This window comes from Delftia lacustris, assembly GCF_040267515.1.
In the GTDB taxonomy this organism is placed as follows: domain Bacteria; phylum Pseudomonadota; class Gammaproteobacteria; order Burkholderiales; family Burkholderiaceae_C; genus Comamonas; species Comamonas tsuruhatensis.
The window spans coordinates 5503429-5519985 of record NZ_CP141274.1; the positions used below are offsets into that span (position 1 = coordinate 5503429).

Annotated in this window: 19 protein-coding genes and 1 tRNA gene; 14 read left to right on the plus strand and 6 right to left on the minus strand. The window is 63.0% G+C overall.

Going from position 1 to position 16557, the window contains the following annotated elements; genetic code table 11:
• Window positions 1-109: 109 nt before the first annotated feature.
• A tRNA-Ser gene (locus tag U6958_RS26645) sits at window positions 110-197 on the plus strand.
• On the opposite strand, the gene U6958_RS26650 is transcribed toward U6958_RS26645, so the two are convergent.
• Window positions 183-482, minus strand: a complete 300-nt coding sequence (locus U6958_RS26650) for a helix-turn-helix domain-containing protein (RefSeq protein WP_074921626.1) — start codon at window positions 480-482, stop codon at window positions 183-185. The two genes, U6958_RS26645 and U6958_RS26650, sit on opposite strands and share 15 nt — an antisense overlap.
• A 109-nt stretch (window positions 483-591) precedes the next feature.
• Between U6958_RS26650 and U6958_RS26655 the strand changes: the two genes are divergently transcribed.
• The 11 genes from U6958_RS26655 to U6958_RS26705 all read left to right on the plus strand — a co-directional run bounded on the left by U6958_RS26655 (window position 592) and on the right by U6958_RS26705 (window position 7624).
• Entirely contained in the window at window positions 592-948 is a 357-nt protein-coding gene (locus tag U6958_RS26655) for a hypothetical protein (RefSeq protein WP_143044530.1), read from the plus strand.
• Window positions 949-1042: 94 nt separating this feature from the next.
• The gene (locus U6958_RS26660) at window positions 1043-1264 is read left to right on the plus strand and encodes a hypothetical protein (RefSeq protein ID WP_143044531.1); all 222 of its coding nucleotides are present in this window, start codon (window positions 1043-1045) and stop codon (window positions 1262-1264) included.
• 465 nt (window positions 1265-1729) lie between these two features.
• Window positions 1730-2836 carry a replication initiation factor domain-containing protein gene (locus U6958_RS26665; RefSeq protein WP_074921629.1) on the plus strand — a complete coding sequence of 369 codons (1107 nt, stop codon included), beginning with the start codon at window positions 1730-1732 and terminating at the stop codon, window positions 2834-2836.
• 20 nt (window positions 2837-2856) lie between these two features.
• Window positions 2857-3177: a hypothetical protein gene (locus U6958_RS26670; protein WP_012204025.1), complete on the plus strand. Its 321-nt coding sequence runs from the start codon at window positions 2857-2859 to the stop codon at window positions 3175-3177.
• Between the two features lie 42 nt (window positions 3178-3219).
• The gene (locus U6958_RS26675) at window positions 3220-3420 is read left to right on the plus strand and encodes a hypothetical protein (protein ID WP_074921630.1); all 201 of its coding nucleotides are present in this window, start codon (window positions 3220-3222) and stop codon (window positions 3418-3420) included.
• Window positions 3420-3725 carry a major capsid protein gene (locus tag U6958_RS26680; protein ID WP_208607052.1) on the plus strand — a complete coding sequence of 102 codons (306 nt, stop codon included), beginning with the start codon at window positions 3420-3422 and terminating at the stop codon, window positions 3723-3725. The genes U6958_RS26675 and U6958_RS26680 overlap by 1 nt, the downstream gene beginning before the upstream one ends.
• Before the next feature lie 121 nt (window positions 3726-3846).
• Window positions 3847-4200, plus strand: coding sequence for a hypothetical protein (locus tag U6958_RS26685; RefSeq protein ID WP_143044532.1), 354 nt, complete (start codon window positions 3847-3849; stop codon window positions 4198-4200).
• Between the two features lie 36 nt (window positions 4201-4236).
• A complete protein-coding gene (locus tag U6958_RS26690) occupies window positions 4237-5532 on the plus strand; it encodes a virulence factor TspB C-terminal domain-related protein (RefSeq protein WP_143044533.1) in 1296 nt (431 codons plus the stop codon).
• Entirely contained in the window at window positions 5533-5823 is a 291-nt protein-coding gene (locus U6958_RS26695) for a DUF2523 domain-containing protein (protein ID WP_074921633.1), read from the plus strand.
• Complete coding sequence (locus U6958_RS26700; protein ID WP_074921634.1) at window positions 5824-6849, plus strand: zonular occludens toxin family protein; 1026 nt, start codon at window positions 5824-5826, stop codon at window positions 6847-6849. It abuts the gene before it with no gap.
• Between the two features lie 202 nt (window positions 6850-7051).
• Window positions 7052-7624, plus strand: a complete 573-nt coding sequence (locus U6958_RS26705; RefSeq protein ID WP_074921702.1) for a recombinase family protein — start codon at window positions 7052-7054, stop codon at window positions 7622-7624.
• Window positions 7625-7770: 146 nt separating this feature from the next.
• Here U6958_RS26705 and U6958_RS26710 read toward each other — a convergent pair whose 3' ends face one another.
• From U6958_RS26710 to U6958_RS26730, 5 genes are all read right to left on the minus strand, one after another.
• Window positions 7771-8748, minus strand: a complete 978-nt coding sequence (locus U6958_RS26710) for a VOC family protein (protein ID WP_074921635.1) — start codon at window positions 8746-8748, stop codon at window positions 7771-7773.
• Window positions 8749-8824: 76 nt separating this feature from the next.
• A complete protein-coding gene (locus U6958_RS26715; RefSeq protein WP_016449792.1) occupies window positions 8825-9661 on the minus strand; it encodes a fumarylacetoacetate hydrolase family protein in 837 nt (278 codons plus the stop codon).
• Between the two features lie 77 nt (window positions 9662-9738).
• The gene (locus U6958_RS26720; RefSeq protein ID WP_074921636.1) at window positions 9739-10863 is read right to left on the minus strand and encodes a porin; all 1125 of its coding nucleotides are present in this window, start codon (window positions 10861-10863) and stop codon (window positions 9739-9741) included.
• Window positions 10864-11008: 145 nt separating this feature from the next.
• Window positions 11009-12679, minus strand: a complete 1671-nt coding sequence (locus U6958_RS26725; protein WP_074921637.1) for an FAD-dependent monooxygenase — start codon at window positions 12677-12679, stop codon at window positions 11009-11011.
• Between the two features lie 16 nt (window positions 12680-12695).
• Complete coding sequence (locus tag U6958_RS26730; RefSeq protein ID WP_047325902.1) at window positions 12696-13664, minus strand: tripartite tricarboxylate transporter substrate binding protein; 969 nt, start codon at window positions 13662-13664, stop codon at window positions 12696-12698.
• Between the two features lie 226 nt (window positions 13665-13890).
• Here U6958_RS26730 and U6958_RS26735 point away from each other — a divergent pair, with 226 nt between their 5' ends.
• Window positions 13891-14808 carry a LysR substrate-binding domain-containing protein gene (locus tag U6958_RS26735; protein ID WP_016449796.1) on the plus strand — a complete coding sequence of 306 codons (918 nt, stop codon included), beginning with the start codon at window positions 13891-13893 and terminating at the stop codon, window positions 14806-14808.
• Window positions 14809-14999: 191 nt separating this feature from the next.
• A complete protein-coding gene (locus U6958_RS26740) occupies window positions 15000-16532 on the plus strand; it encodes a glycosyltransferase family 39 protein (RefSeq protein WP_244160472.1) in 1533 nt (510 codons plus the stop codon).
• The last annotated feature ends 25 nt before the right edge of the window (window positions 16533-16557 follow it).

A 16557-nucleotide genomic window follows, 5' to 3' on the forward strand; every position in this document is an offset into this window, starting at 1 on the left:
CTGCGCCCCCGAAAGGCGCCCCTGCGAAGGGGCGCCTTTTTGATTGCGGGTCGTGCATCGGCACGCATCCCTCGGGACCCACGCAAGCCCGGCTAGAATACGGAGCTTCGGAGGTTTGGGTGAGTGGTTTAAACCAGCAGTCTTGAAAACTGCCGACGGGCAACCGTCCGTGAGTTCGAATCTCACAGCCTCCGCCAGTATCCAGCGTTCGGGAACGCATCAATTACGGCCTGCAGCATCGCGCCTGCCTCGGCCTGGACCTCGTCTGTAGGGTCTAAATCTTCTATCGCTTGCTCTATCAGAGCGACTTTGAGGTCGTAGTCTGCGATCTTTGCAAGCTTCACCCTTAGATCCGTTGTCGTATGCCGCTTGCCTGTGCGGAGCGCGCTGATGTTCTGTTGCTTGAGTCCTAGTAGGTCTGCAAGCTTTTCTTGACTTCCTGCTTTTGCTATCGCTTGGTCAATCAGGGTGCGGGTTGACATGCAAACTTCTCCTTGCGTCACACACAAAATGTGTGTATAGTGGATTTAACACACGAAACGTATGTACATGCGTTTTATGTGTGAAGTCTACCAACTCATGGAGCCACCCATGCCAGCAACACAGCTTTCGTTCCCAGAAATTGAATGCAGCCCCGTCGTGTCCAGGCCCGTCCTGGCTCTGGTGGCTCAGAGCAGCGATGAGGGCTGCACCGGGAACGAAAAGCGCAAGGGTCGCGCTGCAGTCCACGCCGACTCTGCAGCCCGCAAGGCTGCGTACAGGGCTGCAAAGGCCCGTGTTGACTACACAGACAAGCCCGAGATCATCGCCAAGCTGAAGGAGACGGCGGCCGAGCTGGATTGCTCGGTAAACGAGCTGCTGCAGAGCATGGTCCGCTTCGCCGAATGCAATCGCAACTGGAAGCAGGTGGGCCTGTACGGCGTGCGCCGTGATGGAGCGCTGCAATGATGCCTACTTGGGTCTGGGTCTTCTTTTGGGCTCTTTGGTGTGTGTGTGTCGGTGTGGTTTTTCAGACCGTTTACTTTTTGGCGGCGTTTTCGCTATGAGCGATTTCATTGCATCCCGCCAGGAACTGCGCATTCGTGCTCAGGCTGCCATTTCGCGCCCTGTTCCGAAAAGCATCGCGCAGGCTGGCGTCCAGTCAGTGCGCGCATACAAGGATTGCGTTGCCCAGGTCTCGCAGTTCGCGCGCACGGGTCGCTATGCGGACCGCAGTACGGCCGCGCTCTACCGCCTCGAGGCTATGCAGGGGGTGCGCCAATGACCGTTCATCTCCACGCTTGCCGTCCTGGTCACGGCATGACTGTTTGCGCTGTTCATCAGGCGCTGACTCAAGCCGCCCCCTGTTCTGGAGACAACCGGGGACCCGCATGCCGACCCTGTGTCGGCTCTGCGGGGCTGGGGGTATGGGGGTGCAGACCCCCCATGTCAACCTTTGTGCAACACGTACCCGTTGCTATCGGCGTTGCTGCTCGTTCTTCCGCGCAAGGGATCGTTACCCGAATGGGCCAAGACCCGAAGGGGCTTGGTTGCGCAGCAATAGAGCCCGGTCCCGAAGGGATGCGCCCTGCCTCGTTTGCCGCTGGAGATTGCGATGCGGGAGCCTTGGGCGATGCCGCTGCGGCCGCGGTGACATGCAGCTTTAGCGCAGGCGCCGCGGCCGCAGCGGCACGTCTTCATACCCCCCCGAGTAACACGGGGGTAAACAAAGTTCAGGGCGCGGGGCGTTATGAATAACGAAGAAAAATTGGTCATCGAGGGTGGTCGTGTCAAGCTGCTGTGCGAACGTCGCCAGCTGGCGGCTAAAGCCCAAAGCGGCGTCATCGTTGATTACCTGCGCTTCACAATCAAGCGTGATTTGATCCCCGACACCAAGCGTATTCCGCGCGAGACCGAGGACCGTGACCTAGTCAAGTACTACGCACTGATATTCGCAAACCTGCTGGGCTTCGAGCTGGGTATAGAGCGTCCTGGCCGTGATTACTACGAACACACGTACACGGTCGACAACGAAAACGGTCACGAAGTGGCCAGTGTCAGCGCAGGCGGCGAAAGCCAGCGGGGCACCATCTGTTTCACGCTCAAGGGCGAAGGCTGCACGCATGCCCGTCCAGGCTGGGAAAAGCGTGTCCACGACTACTTTGCGGACATGGCGCCGACGATCACCCGCATTGATGCGGCAAAGGATTTTTTCGCGGGCGAAGTGACCATTGAAGAGGTCGTGGGCCTCTACAAAGACCACAAATTCAGCTACCGCAAGCGCATGCCCAAGTACACGACGCATGGGGCTTGGGAGCTTGGTAGCACCGTCGATGACATCCCGTTGCACGGTCACAGCCGCACATTCCAAGTGGGAAAACGCGAGTCCGGGAAGCTCGCACGCTTCTATGAAAAAGATCACCAGTACGGCAATTTCGCTGGGTCCTGGCTGCGCGCTGAACTGGAGCTTCGCAATGCTGGCCGGGTCATTCCCTGGGATGCCGTCATCAACGCGGCAGAGTACTACGCAGGGGGCTATGAGGCTCTCAAATTGCTCTGTGACCGCGAAACCGGAACGAGCATTCCGACAAGCGTCAAGGCGGGCGAAGCGTCTGCGGACAAATTTGTCCGTTGGATCGTTCGCACTGTCGCGCCAAGCTTGGCGCAGATCACAAAGATCATGCCGGATGAGGACTGGCTGCACGGAATCGTGCTCGATCAGGCTCACCGGAAAGTCCCACGCAGCTTGCGCGGTCTGAGTCTGCAATCCATGTCGCACGGGGTCACTGAGGCCCTGAGCAAATTCACCCAATTCATGAATCCCGCCGCACCGGCCGGCGCGGGTCTTTTGCAATAAGCCGGATCAAAGGAAACACCATGCGATTCAATCAAACCATCCAGGTCGTGGGCATGAAAGCCAGCAAGGGCACGCTCGAAAACGGCACGGCATACGACAGCACCAAGGTCTATGCCCTGATCGACCTGGACACGTCCAAGGGCAACGCCAAGGGTGCATCTGCAACTGAGTTCAACCTTGGCACGGCGGCGGAATTCGAGGCCTACAAGCACCTGCCTTTCCCCTTCGTCGCAGATGTGGAGATGGAGATGGTCAGCAACGGCAAGACCATGAAAACGGTGATGCACAAGCTCACCCCGAAGGCAGTTGCAGGCGGCTCTAAGTCGGCTGCAGCTACCTAACTACTGGCCGTTAGGGATCGCATTACGTTCCCGGGAACACGTATGCAAATCTCGCCACGCTACTACGTGCAATCGACTGACGACTACACGTTCCTGCGCGCTGATGGTGAGGGCGGTGTGGACTTCACGCCACTCGTCATCAACGCAACGCCATTCGCAACGCCTGAGGCGGCTGTGGATGCTGTGCACGATCACTGCGGCGGTGAGGCTGTCGTGTTCCGTTGCTACCAATTGAAGGGCTAGTGAGCGGTTTCCGCAAGCCTCGCGTGCGGGGTTTGCTGGTGCTGATTCGCAGCATCGTTTTCTCTTATCAACTGGAGTTTTATATGTTCGAAAAAACCTTTTCCGTTGCCCGCAAGTACGGCGCTCGCGTCGCTGCTGTTCCCGCCCTGGCTGTTGTGGCCATGGGAAATGCCCATGCCGAACTGCCGACCGAGGTCACGACGGCTCTCGGCAGTCTGTCGACTGATGCGCTGAAGGTCGCGGGCATCGTGCTGGCGGCCATCGTCGCCGTCTACGCATTCAAGTTCATCCGCAAGGGGCTGTAATGCAACTGATAGTGCCGCTGCTGGTTGATATGGGCGTCAATGCCGCATGGGTATCTGCAGCGGTGCTATCCGCCCGTGTGGCTTTGTTTGCTCACCGCTTTATTAAGTCGCGGAGTTTGTAATGCCTTCTTTTCAGGTGGGTGCTGCCTGCTACCCGACTCAGATTCAGGCCGCGCAGGTAGTCGCCAGCTCGCAGGTTGGCAGCATCGTGCAGCAAGGCGGATCGGCTCATGTTGTTGAGTTGATGTCCGTAAATCCAACCTCTATCACATATGGCCTTCGTCCGGTCTCAGGCGGTCCGCTCGTTGAAGTGGTGAGCGCTTTCCAGGCGCAGCCTTGCGGCTTGCTCCAGGCCTCCGAAGGGCTTGCACTCGGCTGGATGGTGGGCGGCGTCTGGATCGTTGTTTATGGCCTGATGTTTATTGCGCGCACTGTCTTCCACGTTGGTGACGGGGGTAATGATGGCAACACCTGAGTTTTACGCTGCCTTTATTGGTGTGCTGGGGGCTGTATGGCTGATTTGCGGTCGCTGGTAATAGCTATTTCTGTTTTCGCATCTGGTGTTGTGCATGCTGGTTATGCGCAGTTGGCTTCTCCGCCTGGATGGTCTCCAGGTGGTGGATTGGCTTCGGGCGCTGGTGGCGCCTTTAATTTTGGCAATGCCGCTAACACTGCACAGCTTGTAAATGGCACGGTGCGCACTAACGCTGCTCTTAATGTTGGCGGGCGTGCGGTTAGCATCCCTGCGACTATGCGTTTCGCGGCGAATGCGCCTCGTATTGCGTCTGCCCTGATCTTTATGAATCCGACTCTACGAGTTGCGGCATCTATTGCTATGTGGCTTGGAGTTGGGAAAATAATTTGGGATGTAGCAGAAGGCAAGTGGAAAGTGCAGGATGAATCTATTAATACTGGACCATATGAGTATCGGGTTACCTTGAGTGGTATTGATACGGGTTGGTTAGGCGATTTTGAGACTGCATGTGACCGATTTGCATCTGCGCTATCTGGTCGTCCAGGTTATCAAGGTGCGTCGATTATTAGATATCTGCCCAACGATCTTGTTTGCCATTATCAGTACACCTACAACAATAGCTCGTATAACGACGGCTTTTATGTTAGTCGTCGCAATAATCCCAATGCCGGCACTGAGGTTAAATGGCGTCCGATAGAGCAAGAAGAATTTGATGAAAGGATCAGGCGGAGTCCAATGCCAGAAACTTTGCCCGAGGCTCTGCCGCATCCTTTGCCAGTTGAATTGCCGCAGATTCAGCCGACTTTTGTGCCAACTGGCAATCCCGTTCCTAACCCTAGCTTTGATCCGTCAAAACAGGTCGGTCCTGATAATCAACCATGGAATCAGCCTGGGGTGAGAGTTGTTCCCGCGCCCGTGCCCGGAAGCCCCTGGCAGGTTGATCTTCAGCCCGTTGATAGGCCTGTGGCTACTCCAAATCCAGATCCCAATCCGAAGCCTGACACGGACGGTAATCCCGACGATAAGCCAAAGGAGAAGGATCCCGGCTTATGCGAGATGTATCCCGACATTGTTGCCTGTCAGAAGCTTGGCAATGTTGAAGCTAAGGAGCTGCCGAAGAAAACAGTCCCAATGACTATTGAGCCTAGGGACATGGGGCCTCAAAATGGCACGTGCCCCGCCCCTCGCCAGTTTGAAATAATGGGTAAGCCGATGGCATTTCAGTGGGATTTGCTTTGCGACTTTGCAAATGGGATAAGGCCGCTGTTAATTGGTTTTGCGTGGCTTTCGGCGGCTTTGGCGTTCGTGGGTTTAACAAGGCGAGGTGATTAAATGGATGGCATTGCTCAGTGGCTGGCTAGCATATCCTGGCCGCTTGTCTCGCGTGTGCTTGTGTCTCTTGGATTCGGTTATACGACATATGAGGGTGCGGATACTGCGCTCACATCGGCTATTGATGCTGCTAAAGGTGCGTTCGTTGGCTTGGGTGCCGAAGTTTTGCAGTTGCTCGCAATGGCTGGTTTTTTTGACGCAATGTCCATTACAAGCGGCGGTATTGTTTCTGGTCTTGCCTGGATGGTCATGAAGCGATTTGCGTTGCAGACAACCGGGCAGGGGTCATAAATGCTTACTCTTATTACTGGCAATCCCGGCACGGGTAAGAGTGCTGCCTTGGTCTCCATGCTCGAAGAGCTTGGTAAAGAGCGTCAGCTATATGTGAATGGCATTCCTGAATTGCTCATTCCGCATATCGAATTGACAGAGCCGGAGAAGTGGCATGAAACGGTGCCTGATGGCTCCGTCATCATCATTGATGAGGTTCAGCGGATATGGCGGCCTTCTGGTCCTGGCCAGAAAATACCCGAAATGATTGCGTTGCTTGAAACGCACCGGCATCGCGGGCTTGATTTCTACATCATCACCCAGGGGCCTAATCTCATTCATGCCAATGTCCGCGCCTTGATTGGTCGGCACGTGCATTTACGCGATCTCGGAATTCTCGGCCGCTGGTGGTATGAGTGGCCTGAGTGTGCGGATAATTGCCGTACTGGATGGAAAAACGCTCCAATCAAGAAGCGTTACAGGTTGCCCAAAAGTGTTTTTGGCAAATACAAAAGCGCGAGTATCCATGTTAAGCCTGTTCGCTCGTTCCCGTGGATGCTTGTTGTGATGATTGCAGCGCTTTTGACTGTGTTTGTTATGTCCTGGTTTGCATACAGAGCAATCAACGCTCGGCTGCATCCCGTGGCGCCTGAGCCACTGCCAGTGAGTCCTAATGCGGCAACCCAGCCAGCCCGGCAGGATGCTGTGGCTGCTCGTGCTTCTGCGCCTGTGGTTGCGCCCGATGAGCGCATTGCCTTTATTCCTAGGCTCTCGGATCGACCCTGGACTGCTCCAGCATATGACGAAATTCGGCGAGTAGTTGCTATGCCTCTGATTACTGGCGCGATGTGCATCAATGACCATTGCGTCTGCTTCAATGGTTCCCGCCGGTTGCTCGATGTCAGTAGTGTTGCGTGCGACGAATGGCGCATCCAGCGGCCGTTTAATCCTTACGATGCGGAGCCTGTCCTCGTTGACGGCGGTGGCGTTTCGGATCGTACTGGATCGAATGAGGGTCAAAGCGTTCCTGTTCCCGGCGCGACTTGAGTAGTGGTGGGTTCTTTTTTCTAAAAAGCTTTTTGAGCCATCTGAGCATGTGTTCTCCTCGCGTATCTCTTGGGTTGTAGGTTGCATCAAAGAATTTCGTTCCCGGTCTTGTTGTGCTTCCGTGCGCTACGTGTTGTTCGGGTTTGCGTCGTTTGCTTTGCTCCATAGCATCTGTACATCCATACAGTACAGGAGTGTGTTTATGTTGGTCGGCTATGCCCGTGTATCAACTCAAGATCAGGATACCGCATTGCAGATTGAGGCCATGCGTGCTGCTGGGGTTGTGCGCGTCTTCGAAGAAAAGGCAAGTGGTGCAAAAATCGATCGGCCTGTCCTTTGGGAGTGTCTGGGTTCCCTGAGATCGGGTGATCAGTTCGTTTTTTATAAGCTCGACAGGGTCGCTCGGTCGCTGTCTGACCTATTGAAAATCCTGGATCGTGTCGAGCGTGCCGGGGCGTCCATCCGGTCGCTGACGGAGCCTATCGATACAGGCTCTGCTGCTGGTCGACTGATGCTGCAAATCTTGGGGGCGATGGCCGAGTTCGAGCGCACGTTGATACGTGAACGGACCGTAGCTGGGCAGCGCGAAGCGATGGCGCGTGGTGTGCATTGCGGAAGGGCGTTGTCGGTTGATGCTGAGACGGCTGCAGCGATCGTCGAGGCCTACGCATCAGGGCTCTACACGTTAAAGGGTGTGGGTCAACGCTATGGGGTGTCGGACAGTGTGGTCAAGCGTCTTGTCTACAAGAAAAGCAAGCCTGACTATCGCTCGTAGCAGTCTGCGGATGCTGTCCGCAAGGTACAGCCTCCGCCAGATCCTTGTATCAACCGACAGGCGGCCAAAGAGCCGGCCCTGTTGCACAGCGCCCCGATGCCGCAAGGCAGCGGGGCGTTCCTGCGTCTGGGGCATTGACGGGCACCTCAGCGTGGCGGCTCGTGGTTGGTGACGAAGTCGGCGGGCACGTCGGGCCCCCAGACGTAGAGCGAATCCTCGGGAGGATGGTCGGCCGCAGGCCACACCGCGCCCGCCTCGACAAAGTCGATGTCGCAGGAGTACTCGGCGAAGCTGCCCCACGGATCGCGCACATAGCGAAAGAAGTTGGAGCCCAGCACATGCCTGCCCACGCCCCAGCCCTGCGTATAGCCCGCCTCAGCCATCTGCCGGGCGCCGATGCCCACGGCATCGACAGAAGGCACGCACCAGCTGCTGTGGTGCAGGCCGGGTCCATGCGATGCGGCCAGTGCCAGCAGGTGATGGTCGCTGCCGTGCGGGCTGTGCAGGAAGGCGATGACCGAGCCCGAGCGGTCCGAGAGCCTGAGTCCCAGCACATCGGTGTAGAACGCCAGCGCGGCATCCACGTCGGCGCAGAACAAAAGCACATGCGACAGGTGCAGCGGCCGGATCTGCGGCATGAGGCTGCGAGCCGGCGCGCGGCCGGCATTGCAGCAGGCCGGCGGCAGCTCGTGCGGTGCGGGCGCCGACGGAGAGCTCTTGGCGGCTGCACGCAGCTGGATGGGCACCCCGTCGGGGCTGGCGATCCAGATACCGTCGGTCTGCGCACCGGCCGGCGCAGGAATGCGTGCGATCCCCGCGCCGTCGATCCGGCGCGAGAAGGCATCGAGATCGGCCGCATGGATGCCCAGGCTCAGCCACTGCAGCCGCTTGTGCGTTGCGGCCTCCAGCACCCGCGCCCAGCGGTGGGGATGCCTGTAGGTGTGCAGCGCCAGCGCGCCGTCGATGTCGCGCACCTCGAGCCCGAAACTGGCGTAGAAATGCCGCGCCGCTTCGAGATCGGGCACGCTGAAGACGAACTCATCGATCGAATGCACGGCCGGCTGCCCGGCCGCGCCGGACGGCGTTCCAGGTGTCGTTCCAGATGGCGTGGGAAGGCTGTTCATGGTGTCCCCTCCTTTGCATGTTCACTGTGCGAAGACCGGCGGGCAGCGCCACGCGGCCGGTGGGCGGGCGAGGCCATCACCGCACCCGCTGGAGCTGCCGCCCAAGAACCCCGCCGTCCAGCGTCATGACATCGCCGGACTTCAGGAAGCGGGGCGGCTTCATGCCCAGGCCGACACCTGCGGGCGTGCCGGTGATGACAAGGTCGCCGGGCAGCAGCGTCATGAACTGGCTCAGATAGGACACGAGACAGGCCACCGGAAAAATCATGTCTGCCGTGCTGCTGCGCTGCATGACCTCGCCATTGACGGACAGCGTCAGTTCGATGGCCTGGGGGTCGGGCAGCTCGTCGGCCGTGACCAGCCATGGCCCGACCGGGCCGAAGCCATCGAAGCTCTTGCCCTTGCCCCACTGGCCGTTGCGCTTGATCTGCCAGTCACGCTCGGAGATGTCGTTGGCCAGCAGGTAGCCGGCCACATGCGCGAGCGCACCTTCCACGGGGATGCGGCTTGCGCGCGTGCCGATCACAAAGCCCAGTTCGATCTCCCAGTCGGTGGCAACCGACGCTTCGGGCAGGCGCACCTCGTCGTCCGGCCCGGCCAGCGATGAAAGCGCCTTGTGAAAGACCACGGGCTCCTTCGGAATGTCGAGACCCGACTCCTCGGCATGCCGCCGGTAGTTGAGCCCGATGGCAACGAACTGGCGCGTGCCGGCGACAGGGGGCCCCAGGCGGCTGCCTTGCGCCACCAGCGGCAACCGCTGCAGATCGACGGCGGCCAGCGCGGCCAGCCTGCCGGGCGCCATCCACTCGGGCGTGAAATCGGGCACCAGGTCCGACAGGTCGCGCGCCTGGCCTTGGGAATCGATGGCGCCGGGCTTCTCGCAGCCGCTGGCGCCGTGGCGTATCAGTTTCATGGTCTGTCTCCTGGGACGGGAAGTGGAAAGTGGGAAGGAAATGGATCGAGACGCGGACCCTGCATACGGGTGGAGCCTCAGAAGCTATGCCGCACGCCGGCAGCGAAGCCGTTCTGCGAACGCCCGGGGGCGGGCGCGGCGCCTGGCGCCGCATTGCTGACCGACAGCGCAAGTGCTCCCTCGTTGGACAGATGCCCTGCGGTCGCATACAGCGTGGTGCGCTTGGACAGCGAATACCGGGCCCGCAGGGCAAAGAGCCGGGCCCCGTCGTCGCTTCGCCTGAAACGCAGATCCAAGGCCTGCGCATCGAGGGTCAGGGCCGGTGTGGCGGCGACACTGGCGCCCAGGTACCAGAGATAGCTGCGTGGCGCATCGGGACGGCCGTCGTTGTGGCGGGCAATGACCCCGGCGCCGAGCTTCCATGCCCCCCAGCGCACCCATCCCGCGGCGGTGGAGCGACGGTCCTTGCGCGCGCTGCTGGTCAGGCCTGCGAAGGCGCCGGGGCCTCCACGGATTTCATCGACGGCCAGCGCGATGCCCCAGGCCTTGGCCTCGTACTTGAGCATTGCCGACCATTGCCGGCAGGCGCTGGAGTCGCCCGGCTGCTCGCCGGGGCAGTTGGTTCCCGCGGGACCGGGGCCCGCATTGACGGCATCACGGCCCAGGCTGTAGGTTGCGCCGACGGTGAAGCCGCCAAGGCCGGCGCGCCACGCAAGCGCGTTGTCCGCGCGCGCATTGGGCAGGTAGCTGTCCAGCGATGCCGCACCGTAGGCATTCGGGCCGAGGATGTCCGCATCGAGCTGGGACCAGTACAGCATGGTGTACTGGCGCCCCAGTGTGAGGCTGCCCCAGTCGCCGGACAGGCCGACGAAGGCCTGGCGCCCCCAGGCACGCCCACCCTGGTTCAGCACGCCCGCGTCGAGCGCCAGGCCCTGCTCCATCGTGAACAGGGCACGCAGGCCGCCGCCCAGGTCCTCCGAGCCGCGCAGGCCGATGCGCGACGGCACGCTGCCGGTGAGGCCCGGCATGCGGTTCAGCGAAGCGCCTCCCTGGCCCACATCGGTCAGGTGCTCGACGGATGCATCGAGCAGGCCATAGAGCGTGACGCCCTGGGCCTGGGCGGGTACCGAGGGCACGGCAGCGGCACCGGCCAGGCATAGCGCGGATAGCGCGGCGCGAACAGGAAAGGAGGGATGTGGCATGTTGTCTCCTGAAAGTGATGGATGTCGGCCAGGACGGCGAAAGCGCAGACTCAGGCGCAGGCCGGCGTCCCCCGGCCGGACTGGCCAGGGTCAGGAACGCGCAAGGCCGGACGGCCCCGGGGGCAGGCTGCCGGATGGGCCGGGGCTAGCCGGGCCCCACCGGCGGGGTGCGATGGCCCAGTGCCAGCGCCAGGACCTCGGTCGGCGGCGCCGCACCGTCGCCGCGCCAGGCGATGTGGTGGTCCGGGCGGATCAGGACGCGGTCGGCGCCATACAGCGCACGCGTCTGCCCGTTTTCGCGCCTCACCACATCCAGCCGGATGCCGTATTGCGCAGCAGCCTGCCTCCAGGGCTCCAGCCCGTCCGGGCCGTCCGGGCCGAATGCGAGCAGTGTGAAATCGCGTCCGAAGTCATCGAGCAGGGACCGGTCCGGCCCCGTTGCCACATGCGGAGCGCGCGTGCCGGGATAACCTCCAGGCAGGTAGCGGTTGGGCTCGTCCGGCGGGGGCTCGGCCAACTCCCGGGCGACGACGGGGCTGTCGGCATAGCGCAGGCCCAGTTGCAGCCCCGGGATGTTGAACTCGCGTGCCGCATGCTCCGAAAGTGCCTGCCCGAGCGCATGGCGGGCGCTGTCGCCCGCGGGCCCCTCCTGCTCCACTGCAGCCGTGACCGGCAGGCATCCGATGCTGTCGGCCATGCTGCGTGCAAAACGGGTGTTGCGCTGGGCGATCGGCCGCCGCTCGGCCTCATAGCTGTCCAGCAGCGCCGGGCCGGCCGCCCCCTGGATGGCCGCCGCCAGCTTCCAGCCCAGGTTCACGACGTCGTCCACGCTGGTGTTGTAGCCCATGCCGCCCGTGGGCGTGAACAGGTGCGCCGCATCGCCGGCGATGAACATCCTGCCGTGCCGCAGGCGCTCGGCCACCAGGGCATAGCCCGCGTTCCAGGGGGTCAGCGCGATCAGCTCGTGCGCAAAAGGCCGGCCGACGACGGCCTGCAGCGCCTGCTGCGGATGGAAATCGGCAGGCTGGGTGCCTTGGGGCAGCTGCACAATCAGCACGAACCGGTCCACGCCGTCGATGGCGCACAGCAGGCCGCGCTGCCCGGGACCGACGGCCCAGTACTGCCAGGCCCTGGGCTTGCCGATCAGCCCATACAGACCGGGGGCCCGGAAGTAGATGGACATCATCTGGCCGCCCAGGAAGTCCCGCCGCTCGCTGCCATGGCCTGCGTAGACGACGCCCATGGCCTGGCGGACCAGGCTGCGCGGCCCGTCGCAGCCGACCACATAGGCGGCCTGCAGCAACTCGGTACGGCCCGTGTCCGGCTCGCGGCATTCGATCTGGACTGCGCAACCGGTGTCCCGCACCGCCTCGGCCCTCAGGCCAAAACGCAGCACGGCGCTGGCATGGCGTTCGGCCTGCGCCCTGAGCACGGGCTCGATGAACATCTGCTGCGCCCGATGCGGCAGCTCGGGCGTGGGCCAGGCCTGTTCCCCGTAGTCGCCATAGGCCGTGCCCGAGGCGGCCTCCTCGGCCGAGGGAATGCGAAAGCGCGCCAACTCGGGCCCCGTGAGCCGCGTGCAATAGACGATGTCCTGGGGGTGCGAGGGCGGCAGGCCCAGCCTGCGTACCTGGTCGGCAAAGCCCCGGCGGCGGTAATGCTCCATGGTCCGGGACGAGGTGGCATTGGCCTTGGGCAGCGTCGGCGGCCCGCTGCGCTCCTCGATCAGCACGCACGGTATGTCCCTGCAGCCCAGCTCGATGGCCAGCATCAGCCCTGCGGGCCCTCCTCCGATGATCGCAACTTCGGTCTTCATGGCGTCTCCCCGGGGCTCAATCGACGGTCACCTTGACGCGGCGCAGCACTTGGGCATAGCGCTCGCGGTCGGCCTGCATGAGGTCAGCGACCTGCCTTGCGGGGCCGATGCTGGTGAAGAAGCCAAAACCGGCCAGGCGATCCCTGACGTCAGGCGCGGACAGGGCCCGGTTCACCGCCTCGTTGATGCGCTCGGCGACGGCCGGCGCCGTGCCCTTGGGCGCCATGAGCGCAACCCAGGTCAGCGCATCGATGCCGGCCGGACCACCGGCCTCCTGCACGGTCGGCACATCGGGCAGCGCCGGGGAACGCTGGCTGTCCGCCACGGCAAGAAAGCGCAGCTTGCCGGCCTGCTGCAGGGGGCCGGACGTCGCAATGCTGCCGTAAGCCCAGTCCACCTCGCCCGTCGACACGGCGGCGTACAGCTGCGAAGTCTCCTTGTAGGGGACATGCATCATTTCGACACCCATGGCGGTCGCGGCCCGGGCCGCGCCCAGATGCAGCGGCCCGCCCACCGCATTGGAGCCATAGGTCATGCCGGGCCTGCGCCGCGCCGCCGCCATCAGTTCGGCCAGGCTGTGGAACGGGCTTTGCGCGCCGACCACGACGAAGAAGGCGGTCTTGTAGAGCAGCGCCACCGGCGTCAGCTCGCTTTGCGGGTCATAGGCCAGCTTGCGCAAGACCAGCGGATTGATGGACAAGTGGCCTACGTCCACCACCACCAGGTCGTTGCCCGTGGGCGGCGCGTTCTTCATCGCATTGATGGCCACCACGCCGGCCCCACCCGGCCTGGGGTCGACGACGACCGGCTGCCTCCATTGCGCCGAGAGCTTGTCGGCGACCAGCCGGGCCACCACGTCGGGGCCGCTGCCCGCGGGAAAGGCGCTGGTGATGCGCACCGTTCCGCCGGCGGCCGTCTGCGCGGCGACGGAGCCCGCCGCCAGGGTTGCCAGCGCACAGGCGCCGGCCCATTTCCTCATGCTCATGCTGCTTGTCTCCTATGGGTCGCCGGGCTGCGCCGACGTTATGGAGGGCATGCTAGGTCTGGCAGGCCGGCTGCGGCAGAGGGCAGAAACGCCTCAGCGATGCATGGCTGTTATCACTGGAGCGTTCCGCAGCGGCTCAGGCGCGGCGGAGCCCGCGTGCACGGCCCCTGCGGGAAATCCCCTGGCCTTGGCGCGCTCGGAAACGGGCATAAACACGCTCCGACCGATGCCCAAACTTCATCACCTTCGCAATTTCGTCGCCGTTGCTCGGGCACGCAGCCTGCGCAGCGCCGCCCGCAGCCTGGGCCTGACCCAGCCGGCACTGACGCGCAGCGTGCGCGAGCTGGAAGCCGAGCTCGGCGTGGCGCTGTTCCAGCGCCATGCGCGCGGGGTATCGCTGACCGTGGCGGGAGAGCGATTCCTGCTGCGCGCGCAGGCCGCGCTCGAGGAACTGCGTCGCGGCAGCGAGGAGGCCGCCCAGGCGCGCGGCGAAATGCAGGGCCATGTCGCCGTCGCTCTGTCCAGCGCCCCCGTGCTGTCGCTGCTGGCCCGCGCCTATGCCCAGTTCCGGCGCGACTGGCCGGATGTGCACCTGCGTTTCGTCGAAGGCCTGTTCCCGGCCGTCGAGCCGGCGCTGCGCGACGGTCGGCTGGACTTCTATCTGGGCCCCCGGCCCGAGAGGCAATTGAGCGCCAGCTACCAGGTGGCCCTGGTTCACCGCAACGAGCGTGTCGTGCTGGCCCGCCGCGGCCATCCGCTGCGCACCGCCGGCAGCCTGCAGGCGTTGCTGGAGGCGGACTGGATCGTCACCGGCCTGCGCGAGCGCCGCGAGGAAGAGTTCGAGGAGCAGTTCTCCGCGCTCGGCCTGCGCAGCCCGCGCGTGGTGACGGTCGCCGAATCGTTGATGGCCCTGCTGGCGCTGCTGGCCAGCAGCGACGCCCTCGCCTTCTTGCCGCGCCAGTGGGCCGATACGCCCCTCTTCAACGGTGTGCTGGAGCCCATTGCCGTGCGCGAGAGCCTGATGGCACCCGACATCGTGCAGGTCACGCGTGCTGCGCTGCCTCTGACGCCCGCCGCGGAACGCCTGTCGATGCTGCTGCTGCGCGCGGCAGTCCACGACTTCGGCGAGCCGGCCGGCGCCTGAGCCGCGGCCGGCGTCTCCACAATATCTTCACACAATCTTTACATTGCATTGACCAGGCAGACATATTCTGCCGGACTCATAGCGCCTCGCGTAAGCCAAGAGTCCGTAGCCAACGCTGAAGCTCCCGTTCGACCGCCTTCCTGGGAATTTCCCCTGTGCCAGCGCACTTGTCATCGCCGCTGGCATTTCCTATGACCCATCCCGTCCCCTCACAAGCAGCGAGCACGATCACGCGAAGCGCTCCGCTGGCCATGCCCGCACCGTCGCTTTCCCTGGACATCAAGGTCCTCATCGGCCTCCTTCTCTTTTCGGTGGTCTGGCTGCTGCAGATCGACAGCTCCAGCCTCACGGCACCCAAGGACAACCTCGAGCAGCTGACCTGGGTGCACAGCCTGGAATGGGGCTACTACAAGCATCCACCGCTGCCGACCTGGATGTTCTCGGTGCCGGTCAATGTGTTCGGACTGTCTGCCCGCACCAGCTATGTGACGGGCGCGCTCTTCACGCTGGCCGGCCTGTTTGTCTTCTGGAAGCTGATGCAGACCTTGCGCGGCAGCCGCCATGCCACGCTGGCCCTGCTGGCGGCCCTGTGCATCACCTACTACAACGAGCGGCTGCACTTCTTCAACCATGAAGTGGTGCTGATGCCCTTCTTCGTGGCCAGTGCCCTGCTGGTGTGGCGTGCGGTGGGCAGCAGGCAACTGCACTGGTGGGCGGCCCTGGGCTGCTGCCTGGGCCTGGGCGCACTGGCCAAGTACCAGATGATCCTGGCCGCCGTGGCGGTATTCCTGTTCTGGCTGGCGTCAGGCGCCTGGCGCGAGCGGGTCCACATGATCGGCCTGGTGCTGGCGGCGGCCATCTCTCTGGCCATCATCTCGCCGCACCTGTACTGGCTTTTCCTGAACGACTTCGGCCCCATCCGCTATGCCACCGAATCCTCGCTGGGCGCCAGCCTGGGCGGCGGCGCAAGACTGCTCAATACCTTGCACTGGCTGGCCGACCAGCTGTTCAACCGCGCATTGCTGGCCTGGGTGCTGCTGGGACTGGTGATGGCATTGCACCGCCGCAGCCGCCTTGCGCCGCAGGACACACCGCAGCGTCCCGGGACAGCCGATGCATCGCGCGCGCTGATCCTGTGCTTTGGCCTCACGCCCATCGTGCTGACCTGCGCCATCGGCATCTTTGCGGGCTCGTCGCTGCAGCTGCACTGGGGCACGCCCTTTCTGCTGCTGGCCGTTCCCGTCGCCATGGAGCTGGCCGGTGCCAGGCTGCAGCCGTCGCGCATATCGATCACCACCGGCATCAAGTGCTTCGTGGCGCTTCAACTGGCCTTGCTGCTCGTGGCCCAGATGACCTCGGCGCGCAGTGAATTGCGGCTTAACAGCCGGCACTGGAGAAACTTCGATTCAAAGGCCTTGAGCCAGGCGCTTGCCGAACCCGCGCGCGAGGCACTGGGAGGCGACATCCGCGTGATCGCAGGCCCCACGGCCGAGGCCAAGGCCCTGGCCCTGAAGCTGCGCGAAAAGCCGCTGGTGCTGATCGATGGCCGCATGGACATCAGTCCCTGGATTTCCCAGCACATGGTGGATGCCTGCGGCGTGCTGCACCTGCAGCTGGCGGCATCGCAGCCGCCCGGCCACCAGCCGGTGGGCGAAGGCTTTCCCTCCCTTTACTGGCGTGTCACCCCGCCGCAGGAGGATGCGGGCGGCTGTGTCGAAAGCTGAACGAATACGCTGCTTGCCGGCCGCG

Coding starts and splice junctions, on each gene's coding strand:
- U6958_RS26730 (WP_047325902.1), bottom strand. CDS start 13,664: ATGAGCATGAGGAAATGGGCCGGCGCCTGTGCGCTGGCAACCCTGGCG.
- U6958_RS26710 (WP_074921635.1), bottom strand. CDS start 8,748: ATGAACAGCCTTCCCACGCCATCTGGAACGACACCTGGAACGCCGTCC.
- U6958_RS26650 (WP_074921626.1), bottom strand. CDS start 482: ATGTCAACCCGCACCCTGATTGACCAAGCGATAGCAAAAGCAGGAAGT.
- U6958_RS26685 (WP_143044532.1), top strand. CDS start 3,847: ATGCCTTCTTTTCAGGTGGGTGCTGCCTGCTACCCGACTCAGATTCAG.
- U6958_RS26720 (WP_074921636.1), bottom strand. CDS start 10,863: ATGCCACATCCCTCCTTTCCTGTTCGCGCCGCGCTATCCGCGCTATGC.
- U6958_RS26705 (WP_074921702.1), top strand. CDS start 7,052: ATGTTGGTCGGCTATGCCCGTGTATCAACTCAAGATCAGGATACCGCA.
- U6958_RS26735 (WP_016449796.1), top strand. CDS start 13,891: ATGCCCAAACTTCATCACCTTCGCAATTTCGTCGCCGTTGCTCGGGCA.
- U6958_RS26690 (WP_143044533.1), top strand. CDS start 4,237: ATGGCTGATTTGCGGTCGCTGGTAATAGCTATTTCTGTTTTCGCATCT.
- U6958_RS26670 (WP_012204025.1), top strand. CDS start 2,857: ATGCGATTCAATCAAACCATCCAGGTCGTGGGCATGAAAGCCAGCAAG.
- U6958_RS26725 (WP_074921637.1), bottom strand. CDS start 12,679: ATGAAGACCGAAGTTGCGATCATCGGAGGAGGGCCCGCAGGGCTGATG.
- U6958_RS26660 (WP_143044531.1), top strand. CDS start 1,043: ATGAGCGATTTCATTGCATCCCGCCAGGAACTGCGCATTCGTGCTCAG.
- U6958_RS26665 (WP_074921629.1), top strand. CDS start 1,730: ATGAATAACGAAGAAAAATTGGTCATCGAGGGTGGTCGTGTCAAGCTG.
- U6958_RS26695 (WP_074921633.1), top strand. CDS start 5,533: ATGGATGGCATTGCTCAGTGGCTGGCTAGCATATCCTGGCCGCTTGTC.
- U6958_RS26675 (WP_074921630.1), top strand. CDS start 3,220: ATGCAAATCTCGCCACGCTACTACGTGCAATCGACTGACGACTACACG.
- U6958_RS26740 (WP_244160472.1), top strand. CDS start 15,000: ATGACCCATCCCGTCCCCTCACAAGCAGCGAGCACGATCACGCGAAGC.
- U6958_RS26700 (WP_074921634.1), top strand. CDS start 5,824: ATGCTTACTCTTATTACTGGCAATCCCGGCACGGGTAAGAGTGCTGCC.
- U6958_RS26715 (WP_016449792.1), bottom strand. CDS start 9,661: ATGAAACTGATACGCCACGGCGCCAGCGGCTGCGAGAAGCCCGGCGCC.
- U6958_RS26655 (WP_143044530.1), top strand. CDS start 592: ATGCCAGCAACACAGCTTTCGTTCCCAGAAATTGAATGCAGCCCCGTC.